The sequence below is a fragment of the Flavobacterium sp. FlaQc-48 genome (genome assembly GCF_044007335.1).
Lineage (GTDB): Bacteria > Bacteroidota > Bacteroidia > Flavobacteriales > Flavobacteriaceae > Flavobacterium.
Genome location: NZ_JBIPCR010000001.1, coordinates 1 through 25,003, shown reverse-complemented (window position 1 = coordinate 25,003; position 25,003 = coordinate 1). Strand labels below are relative to the sequence as shown.

Here is a 25,003-nt window from a genome sequence, read left to right as displayed (position 1 = left end):
GATGAAAAAGAATGAAAATATAAGTCAGGATGTCCTTTTAAAAAAGCATTTATATACGCATAAAGCAGAACTTAAAATTGGCGACTGGAAAAAACATTTCGATTTCAATTATGTCCATACGATTATTGCAATGGCTTTAAATTATGGTCATAAAAAACATGAACTGATTATAAACGGATATTTAATTACAGACCAAAGTCTTTATTTAATAGCTAAAACACACGAAAAAACAATAGATGCAACGGTACATCAATTAGAGGCTCAGATTACTTTTTTATTAAAAATAAATCCTCAAAAATTTAAAAAAAACAAATACAAAACCGCTTTTATTGTCGATGATGAAGATGTTTTTTATGCCATACGCGACTCTTTATTCAAAGTATATCCATTAAAAAATAATGATTTAATACGTCTCATAACCGGGAAAAAAGTAACACTTCCCTATCATAATCCCGGGCTTGAAGCATTAAAACAGATAATTAAAAACCATTCCTTTTGCTCCGCTATCGATTATTCAGGCGCCATCGGACCTGTGCATGTAACGTTATTAAAAGACTGAGTTAGAGTTTGCAGTACAGTCGCAGTATACAGCTTGCATTTACAGATCACATTTTACAGATCACATTTTACAGATCACATTTTAGATTCAACAACTAACAAAAATAAAAAAATGGCCACAACTCCAACAGCAACTAATTTCACCGTATTTGGTATTGATATTTCGAGATATCAGGGAAACGAAATCAATTTTCTGAACAGGCAGGTTGACAAACTTACTTTTATAATCTGTAAAGCTACGGAAGGAATCACCTATACCGATTCCAGTTTTAAAACCAACTGGCCCGCAATTCAGGAAAAAGGATATGTTCGCGGAGCCTATCATTTTTACCATTGCAAGGATGACCCCGCGAAACAAGTTGCCAATTATCTGGGTGTTATGGGTAAATTTTCAGATACAGACTTTCCTCCTATTGTAGATTTCGAAGAAACCAGTATTGACGCCGGGGTTAATAAAGCAAATATACAAACCAATTTGCTAAGCTTCTTAACGCAATTAGCGCAAAAAACAGGCAGAAAACCCCTTATTTATACAGACAATAATACAGCAAACGCCTATTTAACAGATCCTGCTTTTGCCAGCTACGATTTATGGATTGCGGATTATAATAAAACAGTAACAGTACCAACAGTATGGAAATCAAAAACCTGGACATTCTGGCAGCAAACACAAAATTATAAGCTAAACGGACAGCTTAATGATTATGATGTTTTTAATGGCGATACGGATGCTTTTGCCAACTTTATCAAGTCAAGTTAGAATCAAGTGAAACATCTAAATCCATCTAATTTAAAAACAATAGAAAATGGCACAGTTCAAAGAAAAAACATCCGAAACTAAAACGGCAGTAACTGCGGCAAACTTAAGTCAGGGTACTGCTGCGGTTCAGCTAAAAGACAATCGGCCAATAGCTTCCCAATCTGTTACCCAGCTTGTTAAAGTGCATCATGATCCTACAAAAAAGAAATATTTAGGGAAGGGTGTTGGAGCAAAACAGGTTGCTGTTTCTAAGGCTGCACTTGCCATAAAAAAAGCAAGTCCTGTACCTATCAGCAACAAAGAAGCGAAACGGAGAGCAAAATAAAAATGAAAACGGGTCTTAAAAACGATCAAAGATTATTAAGAAATTATAGTTAAAATGGCACAACATCAGGAAAGATTATCCAAAAATAAAATTTCAGCCACTGCCGCTAATGCAATTGGTGGTGTTGCTGCTATTCAATTGAAAGACAATCGAAAACTTTCTGTTGTTCAGGAAAAACTGCATCAGAACAATGTTCCGGCGCAATTGGGCCATACTCCTGTTCAGAAAAAAGCAAGTCATGCAGTTCCATCAGATAAAACGGTACAGCTAAAGGTGCTTCCCAATCGTAAAGGTGGCGGATTTAAGAGTACGTTGACCGGACAAGTATATCCAACTGAAATAGCAGCCCAGAATGCAGAACGTGCCCATGAAGAAGAACGTGCCCGAATGGAACAAGAAGAACAACCAGAAGTAGAATACGAATTTCAACCGCCACAACAAGGTGCTCCGGTACTCCCTCAAACACCAATTGCAGAAGCATTATTACAGCATCCTGTGCACTTTGGGTCTGTAATGACCACCGGAGGCGATGTTACTGCGGGTCAGGCCAATGCCCTGGCGGGAAGTCAGGTAATACCGCAAGGTCAGCGAACGGCTTTTAGTGCAAGAAATACGCATGCAATGGTGCTTTCTGAAGGTCTTGACGGAATTCATGTTCATAGCCATGCCGGACAAAGTACTCCGGTAAGCAGTATTTCTTATGCTTCACATCCTGTACCTCAATTTTACCAAAACCATGGATTTATGCAAGGAGCGCCACCGGAACATGTTACACTGCCCGATGATAGAAAAAGTGCCCATGCAGAAGCTCTTGCGGCTCATAGTGAAGCCTTTAGATCATCTGTACAAAGAAATGCAGAAGATATGAATGTAATGGCAGAAGAAATGGGTTTTGATCCCGAACTTGGCGTTGGAGATGAATCTGAGGAGCAATTTCAAAACACCGTAAGTTTTCTTTCCGGTTTACCCGTTAGCAGTAATATTGCCATCAACAGAGCATCGTGCGGACATCATGGGAAAAGTGGGCATACGGGTGGATGTAATCAGGAAATGGCAGAAACAGGAGAACATTATCCTGAAATGTTAGAAGACCACATGGATCCGCAACTTGCCTTTCTTGCAACACAAACCGGTATGGCAAGTTTTGGCGTATCTGCATCGGGCCCGTATAAGCACCAGGGCAATCCGGCATTAATGACCCAAAGTGGTGTAAATGTAAGTATGCATAACTCTTTTAACTGGAACACGGGACAGCCAAAACCCATATCCGAAAAACAACAAGAGTATGAAGCAAGATCCAAAACAGATGCTAAAAGAAAAAAGAAAGTGAAAGGGGAATCTTCATCACATAGTTTTCATCCTTACAGAAAAGATGATAAACCGCCGCCACCTCCGCCATCCGGTGAGGGAGTATTTGCCTAATTATAATTTCAGCAACCAAAATCAAGGAGACTTATGGAACATTCTTATGATAAAAATAACCAAAAAGCGCAAACGGCTGCTAATAACGCTAATGATAAGATCATTCAAAATAAAGCAATAGAACTACAGGACAACCGGCCAGCCTCTGTTTTGCAAAAAAAAGCAAACAATACCGGTTTACCGGATCATTTAAAATCAGGTATAGAAAACCTTTCCGGTCATTCTATGGATGACGTCAAAGTACATTATAACTCCAGTAAACCAGCACAACTTCAGGCCCATGCCTATGCACAGGGAACCGACATCCATATTGCAAGCGGTCAGGAAAAACATCTGCCCCATGAAGCCTGGCATGTTGTACAACAAAAACAAGGACGTGTAAGACCTACTTTGCAAATGAAAGGTAAGGTGAATGTAAATGATGATAAAGGGTTAGAGAACGAAGCGGATCTAATGGGTGCAAAAGCTACAAGTATACAGCTGTCTTCCGGAAGTTTTAATACATTACCCATACAAAGGGTCGTAACCAAAACCCAGTCGGGAAAAAGCTGGAAATCATCGCAATTGCCGGGTCAGTTTTTTAAAACCAAAAAAGAGGCAGAGGATGCAGAAGTTGCTTTAGAACCTAAGAAACCTTTAGGTTATGCCGATGTTCCTGCCTTTAGAAACGATACAAAACCACTTGCACGCGCTGTAAGAGATGCCGCATTCAAAGCGCATGTTGAAGAAGCAGGAAATGCGGATCACTACGTAGAGCCAGACCTCACCATTGCCGGAAGTTCTGTTACAGGCGAAAGGGGACATGTTGGAATTGGCAGACCGGCCAGAAAATTTGGGCCACGTAAGGAGGAAGAAAAGGAAGATGAAGGAAGTGACTACGACTGGAATGCAGGACATGAAGCATTGGCGGCAAAGAATATGGGCAAAAAGCCTCAAGGAGGCGAAAGGGCAAAAATCGTACACAACACTGATAAAGCTTCGCCGGTCGTGCATTCCTTAAATAATATTGGCGGCATGCCTGGTGTTCCTCATAATATAATGTACAGTCGTCGAGGTGATGCTATAGAAAAGAATAGTAAACGTCCCATCGTACGTCGTTCTCATACACCAGTAGGAGAACGTACCCACGAAGAAACAGCAGGGCGTGCAGCAATACTGGCAGCTGAAACTAATGCCCGGGCACAAAAAGCAAAGGAAGAACAAGAGCAGGCAAAAAGAGCACAGGAACAAGCAGAGAGAGCAAAAAAACAGCAAATAGAGCAGGCAAAGAAAGACATACTCCTCCAACAGCAGCTAAAAGCGCATAATGACCTTAATGCAGAAGCCGAAAAGAAAAAAGAGGATCCATGGTCATTTGTGGGCGGAAAGAAAAAAAAATAATAAAAACAAGTAAAAAGTATCAAAAAATCATATTCATTTAAAACTGTAACAGGATAAAAAGCGGTACAAATAATCCAACAATTCCTGTAAACATGCCAGAGGCACTAATGGGCGGGTTTTAATTGAAGATCGCAGCACATTTTATAGTGGCAATTATTGAAAAAATGAATGCCCTGAGACCATTTGTAGTAATTAATCAGGCAAAATCAATTTATGTCCTTAACAATAAGCGCCTGTGCCCATTACATATTTTTTCTACAAATCAAAAATAATTTAAACAGGCCATCGTTACCATTATTTAAGATTTAATGCCTAAATTGGTAATATGGAAACAAATCCGGATGTAGTGATCATTGGTGGCGGACTCGCGGGCTTGGCTGCAGCTATACACCTGTCCCGAACGCATCTTAAAGTAACACTGATTGAAAAATTGGCTTATCCCCGACATAAAGTTTGCGGGGAATATATTTCTAATGAGATTCTCCCCTATTTACAATGGCTTGATGCCGATGTTTCAGCACTGAGTCCCACAAACATTTCTAAGTTTGCCTTTACCACCAGTAACGGAAAAGCAGCAACCGCAAAACTTCCGTTAGGAGGATTTGGCATTAGCCGCTATGCGCTTGACGATTTTTTATATCAAAAAGCAATAGCGAACCACTGTACCATTATCAAAGAAACCGTTACCGATGTTTCTTTCCATAATGACCTGTTTACCGTTACCAGTTCCAATCAGGTTTTAAAAACTAAAATAGTATTGGGTGCTTTTGGCAAACGCTCTAATGTCGATCAGGTTTTAGATCGAAATTTCATCCATAAAAAATCGCCCTGGTTGGCCGTAAAAGCACATTATTCAGGAAATCTGGATGCTGATCTTGTAGCATTGCACAACTTTAATGGCGGATATTGCGGGGTTTCCAAAGTCGAAAATAATATAATAAACATTTGTTATCTGGCCGATTATGCCACTTTTAAAGAATATAAAAATATTGAAGACTATCAGCAAAATGTGCTTTATAAAAACAAACACTTAAAAGCTGTTTTTGAAAACAGTCAGCTTCTTTTTGATAAACCCTTAACCATAAGCCAGATCTCTTTTGATAAAAAGAAAGCCGTCGAAAACCATATTTTAATGATTGGCGATACAGCCGGACTCATTCATCCGCTTTGCGGTAACGGAATGGCAATGGCGATTCACAGTGCCAAAATAGCATCAGAATTAATTTTAGCATATTATTCGGATAAAAAAATATCCAGAGAAGCATTAGAAAAAAACTATACCAAAGAATGGAAGAAATATTTTGGCAAAAGGCTTTTTATGGGCAGAATTTTGGCGCGAATCTTAACCCAAAAGACCATTACCAATACACTCGTTGCCATAGTAGCTTCATTTCCCGGAATACTGCCGGGAATAATCAAACAAACGCACGGTAAACCTATAGCAATCGATTAAATGGCCATAAATACGCACTACAGGACACAGGAAACTGAAATAATGGATGATTTTTCTCTTCACGGAGAAGAATTACAAGCCGCACTGGATCAGATTGCCCAAATCAACCGGTTACTGGGCGGCAACAAACTGACCCTGCACGGAATTAAACGATTATTAAAAAAATCTGATATTGCCCAAACTATTACAATCGCCGATATTGGCTGTGGTAATGGCGATATGTTACGCATGCTGGCGAAATTTGGTCAGAAAAACAATTTGAATTTTAAATTGATTGGTATCGATGCCAATGATTTTACGATCAGTTATGCCAAAGCACTATCAACAGAATATTCTAATATCGAATATAGAGGCATCGATATTTTTAGTGAAGCGTTTAAAGCGATTCAATATGATATTGTTTTATGTACCCTTACCCTGCACCATTTTACCAATGACGAAATATTAAATATAATTACTACCTTTAATAACAATGCCAAAGTAGGCATTATTGTTAACGATCTGCATCGCAGTAAAGTAGCATACTGTCTGTTTGAAATCATCTGTAGAATATTTAATCTGAATCGTATGTCACGTCAAGATGGCCTGGTTTCTATTTTAAGAGGATTTAAGAAAGACGAATTGGAGAACTTCTCTAAAAAACTGAATTTAAAAAACTATACCATAAACTGGAAATGGGCTTTTCGCTACCAGTGGATAATCGCTAAAAAATGAGTGTAAAAATTATAACGGTTGCGAAGCAACTTCCACAATATTCCCGTGAAACGGCTGATATACTTCCAATGCTGGACGGATGGCTTCACGGACAAGAGGAACGTTTTATCAAAAAAGTAAAAAAAATATTTGAAGGCGCAGCTGTAGACAAACGCTACTCTATAATGGATCCCGCCGAAGTTTTTACAGCAACTTCATTTGAAGATAAAAATGATATCTACAGCCGGGAAGTGATCATTTTGGGAGAACAGGTCTTAAAAAAAGCGCTCGAAAAAGCCCATTGGGATCCACAAACACTGGATTATATTATCACCGTAAGCTGTACCGGAATTATGATCCCTTCATTAGATGCATACCTCATCAATAAAATGAAACTGCGACAGGATATTGTACGTCTTCCGGTAACCGAGATGGGCTGTGCCGCCGGAATATCAGGCATTATATACGCTAAAAACTTCCTGAAAGCCAATCCAGGAAAACGGGCTGCCGTCATAGCAGTAGAATCGCCAACGGCAACTTTTCAGCTTGATGATTTTTCGATGCCAAACATTGTAAGTGCCGCTATTTTTGGTGATGGAGCCGCTTGTTGTTTGTTATCTTCCTATGAAGACGATTATGGTCCTGAAATCATAAACGAAGAAATGTATCACTTTTATGATGCCGAACACATGATGGGCTTTAAACTAACCAATTCAGGGCTGCAAATGGTTCTGGATATTGAAGTTCCCGATACGATTGCATCGCATTTTGGGGATATCATTCATCCGTTTCTTGAAAAAAACAATTTAGAAATAAAGGATATTGATCACATGATATTTCATCCCGGCGGGAAAAAGATCGTTACCACAGTAGAATCACTTTTCTCCGGATTAGGAAAAAATATCGATGCTACTAAGGAAGTCCTCAAACAATACGGCAATATGTCGAGTGCAACCGTATTGTACGTTTTAGAGCAAATTATGGACGGAAATCCAAAACCGGGAGAAAAAGGATTAATGCTGAGTTTTGGTCCCGGATTTTCGGCGCAACGTGTTTTATTGCAATGGTAATTTATCCTATAAAACTGAACACGGATTTTACGGATTCGCTATGCGAAGACGCGGATCAGAACTGATTTAAAATAATTAAAAAAAATAAAATTTTGTACCTCTGTAAAATCTAAGAAACCAAAATGCGTTTTGATCTGCGTCTTTACGAAGTACATCCGTTTGATCCGCGTTCAATTAGACATCATCTATTAAACAAAACAAATCATGACCGTGAAAAATATTCTCGCACAATTACCGTACAGCAAACCCTTTCTATTTGTAGATGAATTGCTGCATGTCGATGAAAATAGTGCTATAGGAACTTATACTTTTAAGGAAGACCTTGATTTTTACAAAGGCCATTTTAAAGATAATCCGGTAACTCCCGGCGTGATCCTGACCGAAACGATGGCGCAGATTGGTATGGTTTGCCTGGGTATTTCTTTATTAGGTGATGCTTTTACTAAAGATACTGTAATCGCCTTTACCTCAGCCGATATGCAGTTTTTAAAACCTGTATATCCCAACGAAAAAGTAACAGTGACCTCTCAAAAATTATTTTTCAGATTTGGAAAACTAAAGTGTGATGTAGTGATGAAAAACGAAGCCGGGCAAGAAGTCTGCAAAGGCATTCTGGCCGGTATGATTACGAATAAATTATGAGTAAAAGAGTTGTCATAACAGGATTAGGCGTTGCAGCCCCTAACGGAGTTGGAATCCCGGCATTTAGCCACGCCATAAAAAACGGAATTTCAGGGATTCGGCATGATGCCCAATTACAGGAATTGCAGTTCTCCTGCCAGATCGCCGGAAAACCTGAAATAACTGAAGAATTAAAAGCTCAGTATTTTACAGAACTGGAACTACGCGGATTTAACAGCACCGGAATTTTATACGGCGTTATAGCGGGTATGGAAGCCTGGAAAAATGCAGGATTACCCATAGAACATAACGAAGAACCCGATTGGGACAGCGGAATTATTTTTGGTTCCGGCACATCCGGAATAGATAAATTTCGTGAAAGCATTTATAAAATAGACGAATTACAAGTTAGAAGATTAGGCAGCACTGTAGTCGCACAAACCATGAATAGTGGCATTAGCGCTTATCTGGGCGGAAAATTAGGGCCCGGTAATCAGGTTACAACCAATTCATCAGCCTGTGCCACAGGAACCGAAGCTATTTTGATGGCATACGATCGTATCCAATCCGGACAGGCAAAACGCATACTGGCGGGAAGCACGGGCGATAGCGGACCTTATATCTGGGGCGGCTTTGATGCGCTTCGGGTGTGCAGTTCAAAATATAATGATCATCCAGAACAAGGTTCACGGCCTATGAGTACTTCAGCCGCAGGATTTGTACCCGGAAGCGGTGCAGGCGCATTAGTCATCGAAGAGTTAGAAAGTGCCTTAGAACGGGGCGCTACCATTTATGCCGAAATATTAGGCGGCAATGTAAACTCCGGCGGACAACGCGGCAACGGAAGCATGACCGCACCAAATAGCACTGCAGTACAGCGTTGCATTACCCATGCACTTCATAATTCCGGTATTTCAGCTCCTGAGATTGATGCCATAAACGGACATTTAACAGCCACTACAAAAGACAGCCTTGAAATTGAAAACTGGACCAAAGCTTTAGATCGAAAAGGAAGTGATTTTCCTTATATCAATTCTTTAAAAAGCATGACCGGACATTGCTTAAGCGCCGCCGGAAGTATCGAAAGTATTGCAGCAGTATTACAGCTTCACGAAGGTTTTCTGTTTGGAAATACAAACTGCGACGATCTTCATCCCGAAATTACAGCCCTTATTGATCCGTCAAAAGTACCTTTAAAAACAATCAAAATGAATCCTGCCATAATTGCCAAAGCCAGCTTTGGTTTTGGCGATGTAAACGCCTGTATTATTTTTAAGAAATTTTTATTGTAAATTGTAACATCAATCCCTGTTCTTTCTGTCAAAACATAATTAAGAACTAACACCCCATAACAAATAACCCTTAACTCATAACAAATACCCCATAACCTATATGAACAAAGAAGAACTTATCGCCAGGCTAAAATTGATCATAAAGCCGTATACCACCAATACCGAAGCCTACGACAACCTTACAGAAGATACGGATTTCATTAACGATTTGAGTATCAACTCTGCTAATCTCGTAGATATTGTACTGGATATCGAAGAAGCTTTTGATATCGTAATTGACAACACCGATATGGAACGTATGCTCAACGTTAAAGCTTCAGTAGAAATCATCGAAACCAAACTGGCCGAAAAATGATTGGCAATGACGTCATAGCTATTTTACAATCACGTCAGGAAAGCAATTGGCAACGCAGGGGTTTTGTACAAAAACTATTTACCCCGGAAGAGCAATTGCTCATTTCCCGCGCACCAAATCCTGAAATGATGGTCTGGATGCTGTGGAGTATGAAAGAAGCAGCATATAAAATTTACAACCGGCAAACCCAAATAAGAGCCTTTATTCCTCAAAAACTGGCTTGTTGTGTAACATTGCAAGATCATAATTTAGTTACAGGAAATGTTATTTGTTCAGGAAATGTCTATTATACTAAAACAACCCTTTCTGAAGATTGTATTCATACGATTGCTGTAAATATGCCGGACAATCTAAATAATGTGATAGAAATCGAAAGAAAGTCAATTATAAAAGATAAAAATGGCATTCCGTATTTACTGACATCACAAAATAAAATTCAGGATGTTTCGATAAGTCATCATGGACCGTTTGAAAAAGTGGTGACTCTTAATAACACAAATTAAAAAGAGCAGCCCCAAATGGAACTGCCCTCTTACCAACAATTAACTAAATTTTTATAAAATTCCAATCACACCTAACCAGTTTTAAAAATGGTGTGATGCGATTGTCTTTTTTGAGAATACAAAGTCTATGTTTCTATCTGTTAAAAAGAATCACAAACGAATGAGCTCTTACTGATCTCCGCCATTCATAAAAGTCATCAAAAGGGTATAAGCATTCTTAATGACAATTTTTGAAGATGTATCAATAGCCGAAGATTTAATCTGACGAAACCCATCAGTCACAGTTCCCGGTTCTACTGCAACCATTTTGTATTGATTATCCCCGCTCACAGCAAAAACAAAAAATTTGCCCTGCCATCTTACCACAGCATCTTCCGGAACTGTCATGGCTTTTTCGTTTTCAAATTCTGCTTCAGCATTAATAAAAAGCCCCGGAATTAGTGTATTATCGTATTGATTTACTTTGCAAATAACTTCGGCCGCACGATCATCGTTAAGACTGCGATTGATGTACGCAATTTTTGCGGGGAATTTTTTTGAAGGATTAGCATTGGTAAAAGCACTTATCGTTTGCCCTGTCGAAAGCAAATGAACATCTTTTTCAAAAGCACTCATAACCAGTACAATATCGCTCATTTCCATCAATTCAAAAAGCATATCTGTTGGGGCAATATATTTCCCCACATTTACATTAATCTTAGATACGACACCATTGATTGGCGAAACGATCGCAACCGTTTTACTGATGTTGGAAGCCGAAAGTGTTTTTACATTGATCCCTAATAAAGATAATTTTTGTGCCAGCGAAGACATATAAATACGCTGCGTCTGCATTTCGGTAGCCGTTTGTTCATACAATTTATCACTGCTTGCCTTCTTGGCATTTAGTTCTTTTTGTCGGTCGTATTCGCTTTTAGCCAACTGAAATTTTTCTTTCGCCGTAAGATAATCCTGTTGCAGCTGGATGTATTGCATATCCTCAACAACGGCCAATAATTGCCCTTTTCGAACCTGCATTCCTGCCATTAAATCTGTTTTTTTAATATAGCCGCCAAGCGGAATACTAACCGAAACCACACTTTTTGGCGGCACCGTTACCGTTCCCTGAAGCTGTAATATTCCTTTAACCGTTCTTTCTTCAGGACTGCCCGTGACAAGCCCGGCATTCTGGACTTGCTGCGGACTTAACTGAATACTGTTTTCCTGGTTTTGTACTGCTGTTTTATTCTCGTTCTTTTTATCATTGTGGCACGAAACCAGCAATAAAAGACCAAAAATCGTGATGATATATGTTTTCATAATGTTATAAATTATTTAAGGTTTGCAGGTTAATGATTGCTTTGTTGTAATCGTTAATCCTGTCGAGATATTCATTTTTAATGGTAATCGCCTGATTCACGACCAAAACCCATTGCAAATAATCGATATCTCCGTTTTCCAGTTGACTATTGGCGGCATCAATGATAACAGTCGCATTTTTCAGCCCTTCGTTTTCGTAATAAGAAAGGCTTTCTTTATACTTTTCGGCTTCACTAACCGCATTGGCGATTTCTGTTGTCATTTCGACTTTTACCGTTTCGGCCATCATCTTGTAATTTTCATATTCGATTTTGGCAGCTTTATTGCGTGAGGACTGACTCGAAAAAAACAACGGAATCGACAATCCCAAATTCACATAACTGAACCTGTGGCTGCTGTCATAATACACTTCCTGCCCTGTAGAACTCGTTTGTGCACCAATAATGCTTAAATTATTATATCCAACCGTAATGTCCGGCATTAGTTTAGCCTGTTCTGCTTTCCATTTCCATTTTGCTGCTTCTGCTTCATGATTTGAAAGCCGGATCTGAGGAAGTTCGGCTGTATTTACTTTTTCGCTTAAAGGGATTGTAAAATCATGCTTGATGTTTGCCGAAGCCGGAACATACATTACACTATCCTGAAGCATTGTATTAAAAGATTTTAGTGTAATGGCAATATCTTTATTGACCATCGTGAGCTGATTGGTATAAAATTGTCGCGCCGATTGAGAAGCACTTTTCTCCAACACATTAGTTTCTCCTGCCTTATAACGCAAATCTGATTTCTGTTCCATTAACCTGTAAATAGAATCGGCGTACGCCAGTAACTCCTTTTTGCTGTTGAGCCAGATATAATAATAAAACAAGTTTCTCACATTCGATTTAATCTGTTGCGAAGTCAATTGAGAAGATACTTTGGCAACATTATAATTTTCCTGCAAAGCTTTCTTCTGATTGCTGTATACTGTAGGAAAAGCAAAAGTCTGACTCACGCCAAAACGGGAATCATTAACCCCACTGTTGAACTGCCCGTAATCAGCATCTAAAGCCAGTTTTGGAATATCATACGCTGATTTTTGCAATTGTTCCTTTGACTTTTCAGTAAGCCGGGCCGATTTAATTCTTCTGTTATTCTGAAGCGCAATCGACAAGGATTCGTCTAAAGAAACAGGCTTTTGTTGTGATTGCACCGAAGCTGTAACCAATAAAGCAAGAAGCAATAAAGTCAGTTTATCCATTTTATGTTTTTTGATTTTTTTCGAAAATACTTTCGTATGATATGTCATTAAATAAATTGCCGGAAGCACAAAAAGCGTCAATAAAGTAGCCGTTATCAATCCGCCAATCACTACTGTTGCCAGCGGACGCTGTACCTCTGCTCCTGCTCCGTTGCTCAAAGCCATTGGCAGAAACCCTAAAGAGGCCACCGCTGCGGTCATCAATACAGGACGTAACCTGTTTTTGGTTCCGGTAATAATAATCCGGAAGGGATCGGTAATTTCGCCGTGTTTCTGTATTCGGTTAAATTCGGATATTAATACAATTCCGTTTAATACAGCTACACCAAACAGCGCAATAAAACCAACTCCGGCCGAAATACTAAAAGGCATATCGCGCAAGGCAAGCCCAAACACACCGCCAATTGCCGATAAAGGGATGGCGGTAAAAATGATGATTCCCTCTTTAAACGATCTGAAAGCAAAATACAATAAAGCTAAAATCATAAACAAAGCTGCCGGAACAGCCACTCCCAAACGTGATTTTGCCTGTTGCAGGTTTTCGAAAGTACCGCCATAGGTAATGTAATATCCCGGATCAAATTTGATCTGACTATTGACTTTTTTCTGCAATTCTTCTACTATAGATTCAACATCGCGGCCTCTCACATTAAACCCGACAATAATTCTTCTTTTAGCATCTTCACGCTGAATCTGGTTAGGGCCTTCAACTTCTTTTACGGATGCTACCTGATAAAGCGGAATCTGCATTCCGGAACGGGTTGAGATCAAAAGGTTACGAACGTCCGAAATATCTTTTCTTCCGCTCGCTTCCACTCGCACGACCATATCAAAACGTTTTTCTCCTTCATATATACTTCCGGCTACGGCTCCGGCAAAAGCAGCATTTACAGTTTGATTGATATCCGAAACATAAATCCCGTATTTCGCCATTTCTGCCCAGTCATAATCAATCACGATTTGGGGCATTCCGGTCACTTTTTCGACATATAAATCTGTTGCGCCCTCAACCGTTTTACTGATTGCACCAAGTTTTTCGGCATATTCGGCCAGTTTGTTCAGATCTTCTCCGTAAATTTTACACACCAAATCCTGTTTGGCCCCGGTCATCAATTCGTTGAAACGCATTTGTACCGGAAACTGAAAACCTGTTGTAACCCCCGGAGCCACTTGTTTTACCGTTTCCGTCATTTTATCAGCAAGTTCCGGAAACGAAGAAGCACTTGTCCATTCTGATTTATCTTTTAGCACAATAATCATATCGCCACCCTCAATAGGCATGGGATCTGTCGGGATTTCAGCGCTGCCAATTCTCGAAACCACTTTTTCCACTTCAGGATATTGGCTTTTAAGCGCCGATGAAATTTTCTGAATCGTTTCTGTTGTGGTCGAAAGATTAGTTCCCAGCAACAAACGGGTTTCTACCGCAAAATCTCCTTCTTCAAGCTGCGGAATAAACTCTCCTCCCATCCGGCTAAACAACAACAGCGCAATCCCAAATAAAACAAAGGCCAAAATGATAATTCCTTTTCTAATTTGTAAAGCCTTAGACAGCCATTTTTCGTAATAGCCTTCCAGTTTCGTCATGATCCGGTCAGAAAGATTTGGTGTATGACTGACCTTTTTGCTGATAAATAAAGCGCTGACCATTGGAACATAAGTAAGCGACAGGATAAAAGCACCTAAAATGGCAAACGCAACAGTTTGTGCCATCGGTTTAAACATTTTACCTTCGATTCCTTCTAATGATAAGATCGGAAGATAGACAATCAGGATGATAATTTGTCCAAAAACCGCAGCATTCATCATTCTTCCCGCTGAACCCGTCACTTCTTTGTCCATTTCTTCCTGCGAAATGGTATCGATTCCTTTGTACTTTTTAGCACTGTGAATGTGGTGCAAAATTGCTTCGACAATAATGACGGCACCATCGACAATCAAACCAAAATCCAGCGCACCAAGGCTCATCAAATTTCCGCTTACGCCAAAAGTGTTCATCATAATAATAGCAAACAGCATTGCTAACGGAATCACAGAAGCGACTATAAATCCCGCTCGTAAATTGCCCAGAAAAAGCACCAGAACCAGAACGACAATCAAGGCGCCTTCGATCAGGTTTTTTTCTACGGTACCAATCGCGTTGTCTACCATTTTGGTACGGTCTAAAAAAGGTTCTATTTTTAAACCTTTGGGCAGAATCTTTTCGATTTCGGCAACACGTTTTTTGACATTGACGATCACATTATTGGCATTTTCACCTTTCAGCATCATTACGATTCCACCAACAGATTCGCCAATATCATCTGTGGTCAAAGCACCGTAACGTATCGCAGAAGACATTTTTACTTCGGCAATATCTTTAATCAGGATCGGTGTTCCTGCCTGTGTATTTTTGACAATGATATTCTGGATATCCTTAATATTTCGGGTCAGTCCCACACTTCGGATATACAATACCGTTGGCCCTTTCTCAATATAGGCGCCTCCGGTATTTTCGTTATTACTGCTCAATGCGGTAAAAACTTCTTTTATGGTCAGGTTCTGAGCCTTCAATCGCGACGGATTTACGGCAATTTCGTATTGTTTTAGCTTTCCCCCAAAAGTAGCCACATCAGCAATTCCGGGCGTTCCTAAAAGCTGTCTTCGAATCGTCCAGTCCTGTATGGTGCGCAAGTCTTCGAGAGAATATTGGCTTTCGTAACCGGGTTGCGGCTTTAAAACATATTGATAAATTTCGCCTAAACCTGTTGTTGCCGGAGCCATTTCGGGAATACTCGCATTCTCTGCAATTTCTACTTTTTGCAAACGCTCTGCTACCTGCTGACGCGCCCAATACACATCAGTATCATCGGCAAAAACAATAGTCACAAGCGAAAGTCCGAAACGGGAAATACTGCGGCTTTCTTTAAGCTGCGGAATATTACTGATTGCCTGTTCGATCGGAAAAGTGATGAGACGCTCTACATCTTCTGCCCCCAGAGACGGTGCAGTGGTAATAATCTGAACCTGATTGTTGGTGATGTCAGGAACGGCATCAATGGGTAAACGGGTGACTTCGAAAACGCCGTAGATGATCCACAGCAAGGTGAAAACCCCAATTACCAGTTTATTTTGAACGGAGAACTGAATGATCTTATTGAGCATAATTTGATTTAATTTTTTTGAAAATACTATCGTTATGGCCAAAGCATAAAAATGCCTTAACCACAATAAAAATCTTAGAAAATTAAATTATGCCAAAGGAGGCCTGAACACTGCAAACAAGGCAGGATTAGAATACAGGTTTGAAGTAAACGGAATTATGCCTGACTCTGAAAAATCGCCAGTAAAAGGAATATCAAATGTGTGTTTTTCTGTCGGAACAAATACCAGTTGAAAAGAAGCGCTCGAAATATGCTTAAAAGGAAGCTGCATATCACGGTCAGAATCATTATCGTTGATATCTTCTCCCCAATAATGCATCTCTAAAAAATCAATAAAGCTTACATTTTGCCTTTGCTGATGCTCATTGTAATGCTCAATCAATATTGGCAATTTATAAAACTGCTGAAAGAATCCAATATTGGATACAATTAGAAAGATGAATATGTAGCTAATGAATTTTCGCACTTCACAAATTTAAGTCATGTGGTAAAATTATCCATTATCTTAAGCAAGATCTAAGCAAGTTTTATGATTTTAGATAAATTCAGGAACAGAAATTTAATTTATGTCAGTATACTGTATAAAATGCTAAAGTATTTTCAATTTCGAAGTGTTTTTTTGTAGTCCTTATAACACATCCTCATCAATTCCCTGATTTAACCGCCCACACCCTAAATTAAATTCATAGAAAATCGCAGTATTCAGGATCTTCAATACCCCTCTAAAATAATTTATTTCTGATCCTAAAATTAGTTTTATATTAGCCAATACAAAATCAGCCGGGTCTTGCACTGCAAAGGAATATTTATCTTTATAATAAAATAAAATGACACCACAACCTATTGAAAACAGCATTTCTAAACACAAAAACATACTGGTTGTTTTACAGGAAAACAGTAACACATCAACAGAACTTCAATATTTAATCGATCATTTTTGTGGTCTGGTGGTATATGGTTTTGATGCGGTCCCAACTTATTCAGACAACAAAATGATGTATGTGTGCGGTGATCTCGATAAGCTTCAAAAGCAGCAGTATACTTTGTATGTTATTAAAGAACTTTCTGTTCATTACGAAGATTTAAATCAGGAGAACATTCATAGCATAGCATTGGGCCAGGTTCCTGTTCTTATTAGTAATGCCGGTGTTTATTTTAGGGATATGTTTGGTGATCAGGACTTTTTTAATACCATCAAAGCTGAACACCTGTTTCAAAATCTGACAGAGTCCATTAAGGAAAGCAAAGCTTTAAGAACCGGGATTTATCTTACCGAAGTTTCAAAAGAAGAAAACACCGAAGATGAAATATTACATTATCGCCTTTTAAGATGTTCCAGTAATTTTACAGGACCAACAGATAATTTTCGTGCTACGGATCATCATATCATCAACACATTAAATCAGGCCGTTCAATATACTTTTGAGCAAGAAACGAAAATAAACCATGTATTGGTCCAAATTTATGAGAATAAGATCAAAACAGCTGAAAACCCAAAAGAAGTAAAATCGAAAATAAAGGCACATTCTGACAAAACGAAAGATATGCCAAAAGACGGGCTTATTGTGTTTTGTACTTTCTATGACCAATCTAATTTTGATCAGCTAAAGCCATCCAAAAAAGACCGGTACGATTGGTGTTACAAAGAAACCAGCGGATTGACGAGACTGCATTTTAAATTAAAAAATACTGTTGAAGATCCTGCTTTAGACAAAGAATTCAGTGTGACCTTATATCCAAATTCGGCTTTTTTAATACCGCTTTCTACCAACAGATTGTACACGCATGAAATTAAACCTTCGGTACTAAATGCCCACCAGATTCCGGTTCGAATGGGTTATGTCGCCCGTTGTTCTAATCTGGAAGCGGTACACAAGAATGGTCAGACGTACATTAAAGAAAACGGCGAATTGATTAAGCTGGAGGAAATGACACCTGAAACAATGGTTGATTTACGCCATTCGTACTATGAAGAAAACAGGTCTGAAAAGAAAATCGAATACGGGAAAATTCATTTTAGTATGAACGCAGGCGACTATGAAAAACCTATATTTTAAACAGAATCCCTATAAAAAAGACCATGAATAACTCCGGTTTTTATAAAATTACGCTTCCACTCGAAAACGATTTGTTTAGCGAATTAGTGCATGCCATTGATTTTGAAAATGTGGCCAAAGGCAGAATGGGCAATCATTTGGTTCGGGTATGTGATGAAGGTGTTCCGATTGTGAGAACTACTACCCTGTACACGGTTCCGGCACATGATTTCTCTGCCATTCACCATAAGGTTGCAGCAGTGGTAAATGAGACAATCCGGAACAATGCCGTTGAAAGTCTGCCATTGCTGGATTTCAATAATGCTTTGATCGAAATATACGATTGTAATTATGCGACAATGGGGTACCATTCTGACCAAGGTATGGATTTAGAAGCCGATTCGTATATTGGGCTTTACACCTGCTATGAAAATCCGGAGAAACTAACAACCAAAAATCTAAGAAAACTAAAGCTGAAAGACAAAGTTACCAATGAAGAATCTGAGATTTTGTTAACCCACAATTCAATTGTTTTGTTTTCATTGGCGACCAATTCAAAGTTTCTTCATAAAATTATACTGGAATCACTTCCAAGCCTTAAAAAACAGGAAAAAGACCGTAAATGGCTTGGAATCACTTTTCGAAAATCGAAGACTTTTATACAATTTAAAGATAACAAGCCTTACTTCTCTACCGGAGAATTATTAGAAGTGGCTAACGAAGATCAAAAGAAAGAGTTTTATAGCCTGAGAAAAGAAGAAAACAGTGCCATGAACTATATTTACCCCCAATTATCATACACCCTGAGTGTAGCTGATACTATGATACCAAAGAAACTATGAGTACTAATTCTAAAATACTGGCCTTCGATACGTATTATTTTGACGGAAAAGCCAAAACCGTTTGTCTTGAATTTTTAAACTGGAATGAAAGTAAAGACTATAAAGTTCACACCGAAATCATCGAAAATGTAGAAGATTATATCCCGGGTGAATTTTACCGAAGAGAATTGCCCTGCATTCTAAGTTTACTGAACCAAATTGATTTAAAAACGATTAAAGCCATTATTGTAGACGGTTTTGTTTATCTGGATGACGATAAAAAATATGGCCTGGGCGGGCATTTATATGAAAAGCTAAACAGGGAAATTCCAATAATTGGCGTTGCCAAAACCAATTTTGCATCTATTGAAAAGGATAAAAAAGCTTTGGTCAGGGGCGATAGTAAAAAACCATTATACGTCACGGCCATTGGTATTGACCTGGAAGAGGCTTTCGAAAAAGTTGAAAGTATGGCAGGTGAATTTAGAATTCCAACTTTACTGAAAGAAATGGATCGACTGACAAAAGAAATCTAAAAAACATAGTTTTTTTTTAAAAAAAATTAAAAGAATCATTTCTTTAAAACTATGTTATGGTGTCTCTTTGAAGAATTAAAATAATACCGCCAATACCTAAACCTTTTTTATAATGGAAATTCAACAAATTCTGGATCAAATTTACACACTGCCTGAAGCATCAAGGCTTTTGCTTCAAAACTATATTCACGAAGTGAGCTTTTCAAAAGGACATAATGTGATTAGAGCCGAAAAAACTGAAACCAGTATTTATTTCATCAAAAAAGGAATTGCAAGAGCGTATGCCAACAGAGACAGTACTGAAGTCACTTTTTGGTTTGGCAAAGAAGGAGACACGCTTTTGTCTATGAAAAGTTATGTCGCCAATGAAAAAGGTTATGAAGATATCGAACTATTAGAAGATTGTGATTTGTACCAACTGAAAACCGAACAACTGCAGACGCTTTTTGAAAACGACATTCACATTGCCAATTGGGGCAGAAAGTTTGCTGAAAAAGAATTGCTAAAAACCGAAGAACGCCTGATATCCCGACAATTTCGAACCGCCACAGAACGTTACACTGAACTCCTGCAACACAATCCTGATTTGCTTTTACGCATACAACTGGGACATATTGCTTCGTATTTAGGCATTACCCAGGTAAGCTTAAGCCGCATAAGAGCTGAAATAAAATAATTTCATTTTTTAACATTTGTAAAATTTTCCCCGTACTCCATTTCCGAATTTTGCTTCAAAATATAAAAAGATGAATTGGATATTATTAGTGATTGCCGGATTATTTGAAGTAATCTTTGCTTTTTGCTTAGGAAAAGCAAAAGAAACCACAGGAAACGAAATGTATGTATGGTATGTGGCTTTTGCCATTTCTATTGCAGTGAGTATGGGACTTTTGATCAAAGTCATCCAGACTTTACCCATAGGAACCGTTTATGTGGTCTGGACAGGAATTGGTGCCGTTGGAACAGTATTACTGGGAATTCTTGTATTTAAGGAACCTATAACTTTTTTAAGAATACTTTTTCTAAGCACTTTAATTGGTTCTATTATCGGGCTAAAAGTAGTTTCGCACTAAACGAGAACCCCTAAAAGTATTGTAAACAAAAGAGGCGCAATTTAGTGGAAATAATACCACAAAATTGCGCCTCTTTTTACTTTTTGAAATTTCTAATCGGGGACCTGCTTAAAATTTAAACGTTATATTTCCTGTAATACGTGTCGGGTTTTGAGCTGCAAGCCGGTACGACCAGTATTTCTCGTTGGTCAGGTTATCGACTTTAATACCCAGTCTGTATTTTGGCTGATCATAAAAAAGAGAACAATCCAAAACAGTATAAGACGGGATCGTAAATTTAAAAGTAGACGTATTGGTCTGATAATATTCACTTCCGTAAATACCTCCAAAACCAATTCCTAATCCTCGTGCCGAACCATTTACAATACGGTAACTTGCCCATAAATTAGCGGTTCGCGGTGATCCGGACGTAGACGGACGCAATCCTTCTACACTGGCGTTACTTTTGGTATATTTACTGTCATTATATGTATAACCCGCCACAATATTTAATCCGGACACAGGGTTTGCAATTAACTCGGCTTCAAAACCTCTGCTGACCTGAGTACCATCCTGAATTGAAAAATTAGCATGATCCGGATCATCACGGGTAATATCGGTCACTTTAATATCATAATAACTAAGTGTGGCTGATATTTTGTTTAAATCAAATTTAAATCCTCCTTCTAACTGATTCGCCTGATTGGGTTTGAACGTGTTTCCGTTAAAATCAGAGCCGGACACATTACTAAAGCCATTCATATAATTTCCAAAAACAGCAATTTTATCTTTCATCAGCTGATAAACCAAACCAAATTTTGGCGATAATGCCGTTTGATTGTAATTACCGGCGATCGAATCACGACTTGGGTAATAGGTTCCTTTGTTTTCATAACGATCGACACGTAAACCTGCCATGGCAATCAGTCGGTCCGTTACATTCAAAACATCCGATGCATAAGCGCTGTACGTATTTTCATCATTAGACACAAAGTTGTTGAATTTTGCCGTTGCAAATAATGGCGCTACCCTTTCAATATTGAAATTATTGTACGCATCGCCCGGTTTTTTATAATCCATTGCCGGCATGTTTACGATGGCATCATTACGGGTAGCCCGAAGACTGTAAAAGTCGAAACCGGCCACTACCCTGTTTTTAAGGCGACCGATATTAAACTTTCCGATAAAATTTTGTTGAATATCCGTTCCGTAAAAAGGCGATTCCTGATAGGTTACCTGCTGTCTTATCGTCGTATTAGACATCATCTGCAATGCTACCACATACCCGTCAGAGGATGATCTTGTGCGTGATATAACGGTTTGCGAAGTCCACTCATCGGACATTTTGTATTTTAACTGGGCAAATATATTGTATTGCTGGCTGGTATAATTAATCGTATTGTTGGCAAAAGATAATTTATACGGAATCTGTAATTCTTCAATACTTGTTGCTGTTCCTTTTGTATATGGAGCCAGTCTCGTTGGCGAAGTCGCTTTGTAAGCGCTGAATTCAATATCAATTAAAAGACTTAACCTGTCGTTGATTTCATAGGAAAAACTTGGTGCGAACGAAAAATTCTTATTAAATCCGGCATCCTGAAAACTTCTTTCGCTGTGCATGGCCGTGTTAATCCTTAATAAAGCCGTTTTATCCTGGTTTAAAGGGGTATTGACATCGAATGTTAAACGGTTAAGATCCCAACTGGCGGCTGAATAGGAAACTTCGCCTTTAAAAGTATCAAAAGGTTTTTTAGTAACACGATTAAACAAACCGCCAAAGGACGATAATGTACTGCCAAAAAGCGTAGCCGAAGGGCCTTTAATGACCTCGATACGTTCTAAATTTGAAGGGTCAATTGTAGTATAGGTAAAACTTCCCACCCCGTTTCGAACCACTTGCGGCGTCGGGAAACCTCTTGACATTGATGTTGTACGGCCCTGGTTCCTAACTTCGGCAATACCGGCACCGGGAACATTTTTAAAGGCACTGTTGTAATCTGTTACCACTTGTTCCTTCATTAATTCCTTGCTTACAATAATATAAACCTGAGCGTTTTCGATGTTTTTTAATGGCATTTTAGCCACATCAATACTTTCTTTTTTAGCAAAACGGTTTCCACCGGAACGAACCACTACATCTTCGAGATTCTGAGAAGACGAATTCAGTTTAAGATCTGCCACTGCCAGTGGGGCCTGCTCTGTAATCTCTACACTTTCAACCGTTGGCGCATAACCATTCATGATTACTTCAACTGTATATTTTCCAAAGGGAAGCTTTTTAAATTCATAGTTTCCTGTCGAATTGGTGACGGCACTTTTATTGGTTTCACTCAATTTTACTACCACTCCTTGTCCCGCAGTACCATCATTTGTGATCACAACACCTGTAATCTGGCCTGTATATGATGTTTGAGCCTGAAGAAAATCAACATTCAGTAACAGAAAAAACGAAATGAAAAGAACGAAATGAAGTCGTAATGTTTCTGTTTTTTGAAATGAAGCTCCTATAAAAGACCAGACGGTTTGTATTGTTACTTTCATAATTATCCTTATTTAAACTTATTCTAAATTAAGGCGCAAATGAACAATATTTTTTTTAATATATCAACTCAAAACCAGCATTTTTTTTCGAAAAAAAAACAAGCCAAAAAGGGTAAAAAAGGCACTATTTTAAGAAGTGTTTAGCCAGATTTAACCTCTTTTAAAATCTTTAAAATAAGTATATATGGACAAATAAATTAAATATGTGCCTAAAAATGGATAAGCCCTTCATAACTCCATTTTATTTTTTAGGCTCTGCAAATTCTCAAAAAGTTCAACATTCGTTCTAATGCCATTTCAGCAGCTGTAAAAACTAAAAAGATAAGCCTTATTTATAGTTTTAACTTTTTTCTGAATTTAAAACCAATTAGTAGTATTGCCTTAAAAAGAGCCTTTAACCACTATAAAAAACTGTAAATCAAAACCATAATACTAAAAACAACCGTAAAAAGACCAATTTTAATGCGTAACTTAGTAAATATTCAAATTAATATAAGAACCTTATAAGGGCAATAAATGCCTTGTTTACCTGTTTATATAAAAGAATATTATTTATTAATTGCATTTAACTTACATATGAAAAGATTACACTTTTTACTTATTATAATTGGTATTACACTGAACGGATATGCACAAAAGGAAGTGAATGGCAAATACAAACCTATTCCTAAAAATTCAGAGATAAAAGAACCTTTACCGCCAACAGAAACTCCCCCGCCTCCGGAAACTCCACTTCCAAAAGAGCCAACAGTTTTAAAGATTAATCCCGAGGAACTTTATAAAAACAACAGCCTGTACAAACGGGAAGCCAATGTCGAAGGCATTTTTTACAGACGAAATGAATATTTAGGAGGTTTTGTAACCAATTCATCCGTTTCTACGGTACGTTACCGCGATGCCGCTTTTGTAGACGGCGACAAAATCAGGGTATATCTGAATGATAAGGTTATTGAACCTCAGGTTTTATTAAATGGCGATTTTCAGGGATTTAAAATTGATCTGGTAAAAGGAATTAATAAAATTGATTTCGAAGCTTTAAACGAAGGTTCTGCATCGCCCAATACTGCCGAATTTCAGGTATTTGATGACAAAGGTGCCGTTATTCAGGCAAGCCAATGGAATGTGGGTACCGGATATAAAGCTACTATAATCCTGTATAAAGAATAAAACATTTCTCTTTTAGACTTATAAAAAACAAAACTCCCGTTTATCACACAAACGGGAGTTTTTTATGGTTCTTTATTTTTACTTTTACTATTCGCAACCTCCTAATGCAACAGGAGCTTACTTTTTCCTTGCATAAAGCAAAAGCCTTTTAAAAAAATAAATCGCCGGAAGTTTCGGGATTACACCTTTGGCAATTTTCCGGAAATGAAAAAAAATAACACATAGAAACATAGATCTTATAGCCTAATTAGAGATCATTTTAAAAAATCATGATTTTAGTACATAGCTATGTGGTAATATGTAAAATGAAATGCCTTTTACACCATCCTAAAAACTAGGTCTCTATGTGTTTAAAAAACACCCACAGAGCAAAAGTTTAAAATGCTTTTTTAATCTGCAACATCTGCGAGAAAAAAAATAACACATAGAAACATAGATCTTATAGCCTAATTAGAGATCATTTTAAAAAATCATGATTTTAGCACATAGCTATGTGGTAATATGTAAAATGAAATGTCTTCTTACATCATCCCAAAAACTAGGTCTCTATGTGTTTAAAAAACACCCGCAGAGCAAAAGTTTAAAATGCTTTTTTAATCTGCAACATCTGAGTGAAAAAAAATTAACACATAGAAACATAGATCTTATAGCCTAATTAGAGATCATTTTAAAAAATCATGATTTTAGCACATAGCTATGTGGTAATATGTAAAATGAAATGTCTTCTTACATCATC

At 38.2% G+C, this 25,003-nt stretch carries 22 protein-coding genes; 18 read left to right on the top strand and 4 right to left on the bottom strand.

Annotation, left to right across the window (positions count from 1 at the left end; genetic code table 11):
* Position 1: 1 nt before the first annotated feature.
* The 12 genes from ACHRWY_RS00110 (at position 2) to ACHRWY_RS00055 (ending at position 10,432) form a co-directional block, all read left to right on the top strand.
* Complete coding sequence (locus tag ACHRWY_RS00110; protein WP_395351305.1) at positions 2 to 559, top strand: hypothetical protein; 558 nt, start codon at positions 2 to 4, stop codon at positions 557 to 559.
* A 111-nt stretch (positions 560 to 670) separates the two neighbouring features.
* Positions 671 to 1,318, top strand: a complete 648-nt coding sequence (locus ACHRWY_RS00105; protein WP_395351303.1) for a glycoside hydrolase family 25 protein — start codon at positions 671 to 673, stop codon at positions 1,316 to 1,318.
* A 46-nt stretch (positions 1,319 to 1,364) separates the two neighbouring features.
* Positions 1,365 to 1,643: a hypothetical protein gene (locus tag ACHRWY_RS00100; RefSeq protein WP_395351300.1), complete on the top strand. Its 279-nt coding sequence runs from the start codon at positions 1,365 to 1,367 to the stop codon at positions 1,641 to 1,643.
* Between the two features lie 54 nt (positions 1,644 to 1,697).
* Positions 1,698 to 3,065, top strand: coding sequence for a hypothetical protein (locus tag ACHRWY_RS00095; protein ID WP_395351297.1), 1,368 nt, complete (start codon positions 1,698 to 1,700; stop codon positions 3,063 to 3,065).
* A 33-nt stretch (positions 3,066 to 3,098) separates the two neighbouring features.
* Positions 3,099 to 4,445, top strand: a complete 1,347-nt coding sequence (locus ACHRWY_RS00090; protein ID WP_395351295.1) for a DUF4157 domain-containing protein — start codon at positions 3,099 to 3,101, stop codon at positions 4,443 to 4,445.
* 325 nt (positions 4,446 to 4,770) lie between these two features.
* A complete protein-coding gene (locus tag ACHRWY_RS00085) occupies positions 4,771 to 5,898 on the top strand; it encodes an NAD(P)/FAD-dependent oxidoreductase (RefSeq protein ID WP_395351293.1) in 1,128 nt (375 codons plus the stop codon).
* Entirely contained in the window at positions 5,899 to 6,612 is a 714-nt protein-coding gene (locus ACHRWY_RS00080) for a methyltransferase domain-containing protein (RefSeq protein WP_395351292.1), read from the top strand.
* Complete coding sequence (locus ACHRWY_RS00075) at positions 6,609 to 7,661, top strand: type III polyketide synthase (RefSeq protein WP_395351289.1); 1,053 nt, start codon at positions 6,609 to 6,611, stop codon at positions 7,659 to 7,661. Before ACHRWY_RS00080 ends, ACHRWY_RS00075 begins: the two co-directional genes overlap by 4 nt.
* A 204-nt stretch (positions 7,662 to 7,865) precedes the next feature.
* A complete protein-coding gene (locus ACHRWY_RS00070; protein WP_395351286.1) occupies positions 7,866 to 8,303 on the top strand; it encodes a 3-hydroxyacyl-ACP dehydratase FabZ family protein in 438 nt (145 codons plus the stop codon).
* Entirely contained in the window at positions 8,300 to 9,574 is a 1,275-nt protein-coding gene (locus ACHRWY_RS00065; RefSeq protein WP_395351284.1) for a beta-ketoacyl-[acyl-carrier-protein] synthase family protein, read from the top strand. The genes ACHRWY_RS00070 and ACHRWY_RS00065 overlap by 4 nt, the downstream gene beginning before the upstream one ends.
* Before the next feature lie 100 nt (positions 9,575 to 9,674).
* Entirely contained in the window at positions 9,675 to 9,929 is a 255-nt protein-coding gene (locus tag ACHRWY_RS00060; RefSeq protein ID WP_395351283.1) for an acyl carrier protein, read from the top strand.
* A complete protein-coding gene (locus ACHRWY_RS00055) occupies positions 9,926 to 10,432 on the top strand; it encodes a 4'-phosphopantetheinyl transferase superfamily protein (RefSeq protein ID WP_395351280.1) in 507 nt (168 codons plus the stop codon). Before ACHRWY_RS00060 ends, ACHRWY_RS00055 begins: the two co-directional genes overlap by 4 nt.
* Positions 10,433 to 10,600: 168 nt before the next feature.
* On the opposite strand, the gene ACHRWY_RS00050 is transcribed toward ACHRWY_RS00055, so the two are convergent.
* The 3 genes from ACHRWY_RS00050 to ACHRWY_RS00040 form a co-directional block, all read right to left on the bottom strand.
* Complete coding sequence (locus tag ACHRWY_RS00050; RefSeq protein ID WP_395351278.1) at positions 10,601 to 11,731, bottom strand: efflux RND transporter periplasmic adaptor subunit; 1,131 nt, start codon at positions 11,729 to 11,731, stop codon at positions 10,601 to 10,603.
* 4 nt (positions 11,732 to 11,735) lie between these two features.
* Positions 11,736 to 16,115, bottom strand: a complete 4,380-nt coding sequence (locus tag ACHRWY_RS00045; RefSeq protein ID WP_395351275.1) for a CusA/CzcA family heavy metal efflux RND transporter — start codon at positions 16,113 to 16,115, stop codon at positions 11,736 to 11,738.
* A gap of 87 nt (positions 16,116 to 16,202) precedes the next feature.
* Positions 16,203 to 16,580 carry a hypothetical protein gene (locus ACHRWY_RS00040; protein WP_395351273.1) on the bottom strand — a complete coding sequence of 126 codons (378 nt, stop codon included), beginning with the start codon at positions 16,578 to 16,580 and terminating at the stop codon, positions 16,203 to 16,205.
* Between the two features lie 361 nt (positions 16,581 to 16,941).
* Here ACHRWY_RS00040 and ACHRWY_RS00035 point away from each other — a divergent pair, with 361 nt between their 5' ends.
* From ACHRWY_RS00035 to ACHRWY_RS00015, 5 genes are all read left to right on the top strand, one after another.
* Positions 16,942 to 18,171 (top strand): hypothetical protein, encoded by a 1,230-nt coding sequence (locus tag ACHRWY_RS00035; protein ID WP_395351271.1) that lies wholly within the window; start codon positions 16,942 to 16,944, stop codon positions 18,169 to 18,171.
* 23 nt (positions 18,172 to 18,194) lie between these two features.
* Positions 18,195 to 18,992 carry a hypothetical protein gene (locus tag ACHRWY_RS00030; protein ID WP_395351269.1) on the top strand — a complete coding sequence of 266 codons (798 nt, stop codon included), beginning with the start codon at positions 18,195 to 18,197 and terminating at the stop codon, positions 18,990 to 18,992.
* On the top strand, positions 18,989 to 19,507 hold the full coding sequence (locus ACHRWY_RS00025; protein WP_395351267.1) for an endonuclease V: 519 nt from the start codon (positions 18,989 to 18,991) through the stop codon (positions 19,505 to 19,507). Before ACHRWY_RS00030 ends, ACHRWY_RS00025 begins: the two co-directional genes overlap by 4 nt.
* Before the next feature lie 112 nt (positions 19,508 to 19,619).
* On the top strand, positions 19,620 to 20,183 hold the full coding sequence (locus tag ACHRWY_RS00020) for a Crp/Fnr family transcriptional regulator (RefSeq protein WP_395351264.1): 564 nt from the start codon (positions 19,620 to 19,622) through the stop codon (positions 20,181 to 20,183).
* 70 nt (positions 20,184 to 20,253) lie between these two features.
* Positions 20,254 to 20,580 carry a DMT family transporter gene (locus ACHRWY_RS00015; RefSeq protein WP_395351262.1) on the top strand — a complete coding sequence of 109 codons (327 nt, stop codon included), beginning with the start codon at positions 20,254 to 20,256 and terminating at the stop codon, positions 20,578 to 20,580.
* A gap of 108 nt (positions 20,581 to 20,688) precedes the next feature.
* On the opposite strand, the gene ACHRWY_RS00010 is transcribed toward ACHRWY_RS00015, so the two are convergent.
* The gene (locus ACHRWY_RS00010; protein ID WP_395351260.1) at positions 20,689 to 23,100 is read right to left on the bottom strand and encodes a TonB-dependent siderophore receptor; all 2,412 of its coding nucleotides are present in this window, start codon (positions 23,098 to 23,100) and stop codon (positions 20,689 to 20,691) included.
* A gap of 576 nt (positions 23,101 to 23,676) precedes the next feature.
* On the opposite strand from ACHRWY_RS00010, the gene ACHRWY_RS00005 reads away from it, so the two are divergent.
* Positions 23,677 to 24,267, top strand: coding sequence for a hypothetical protein (locus ACHRWY_RS00005; protein ID WP_395351258.1), 591 nt, complete (start codon positions 23,677 to 23,679; stop codon positions 24,265 to 24,267).
* Positions 24,268 to 25,003 lie beyond the last annotated feature (736 nt).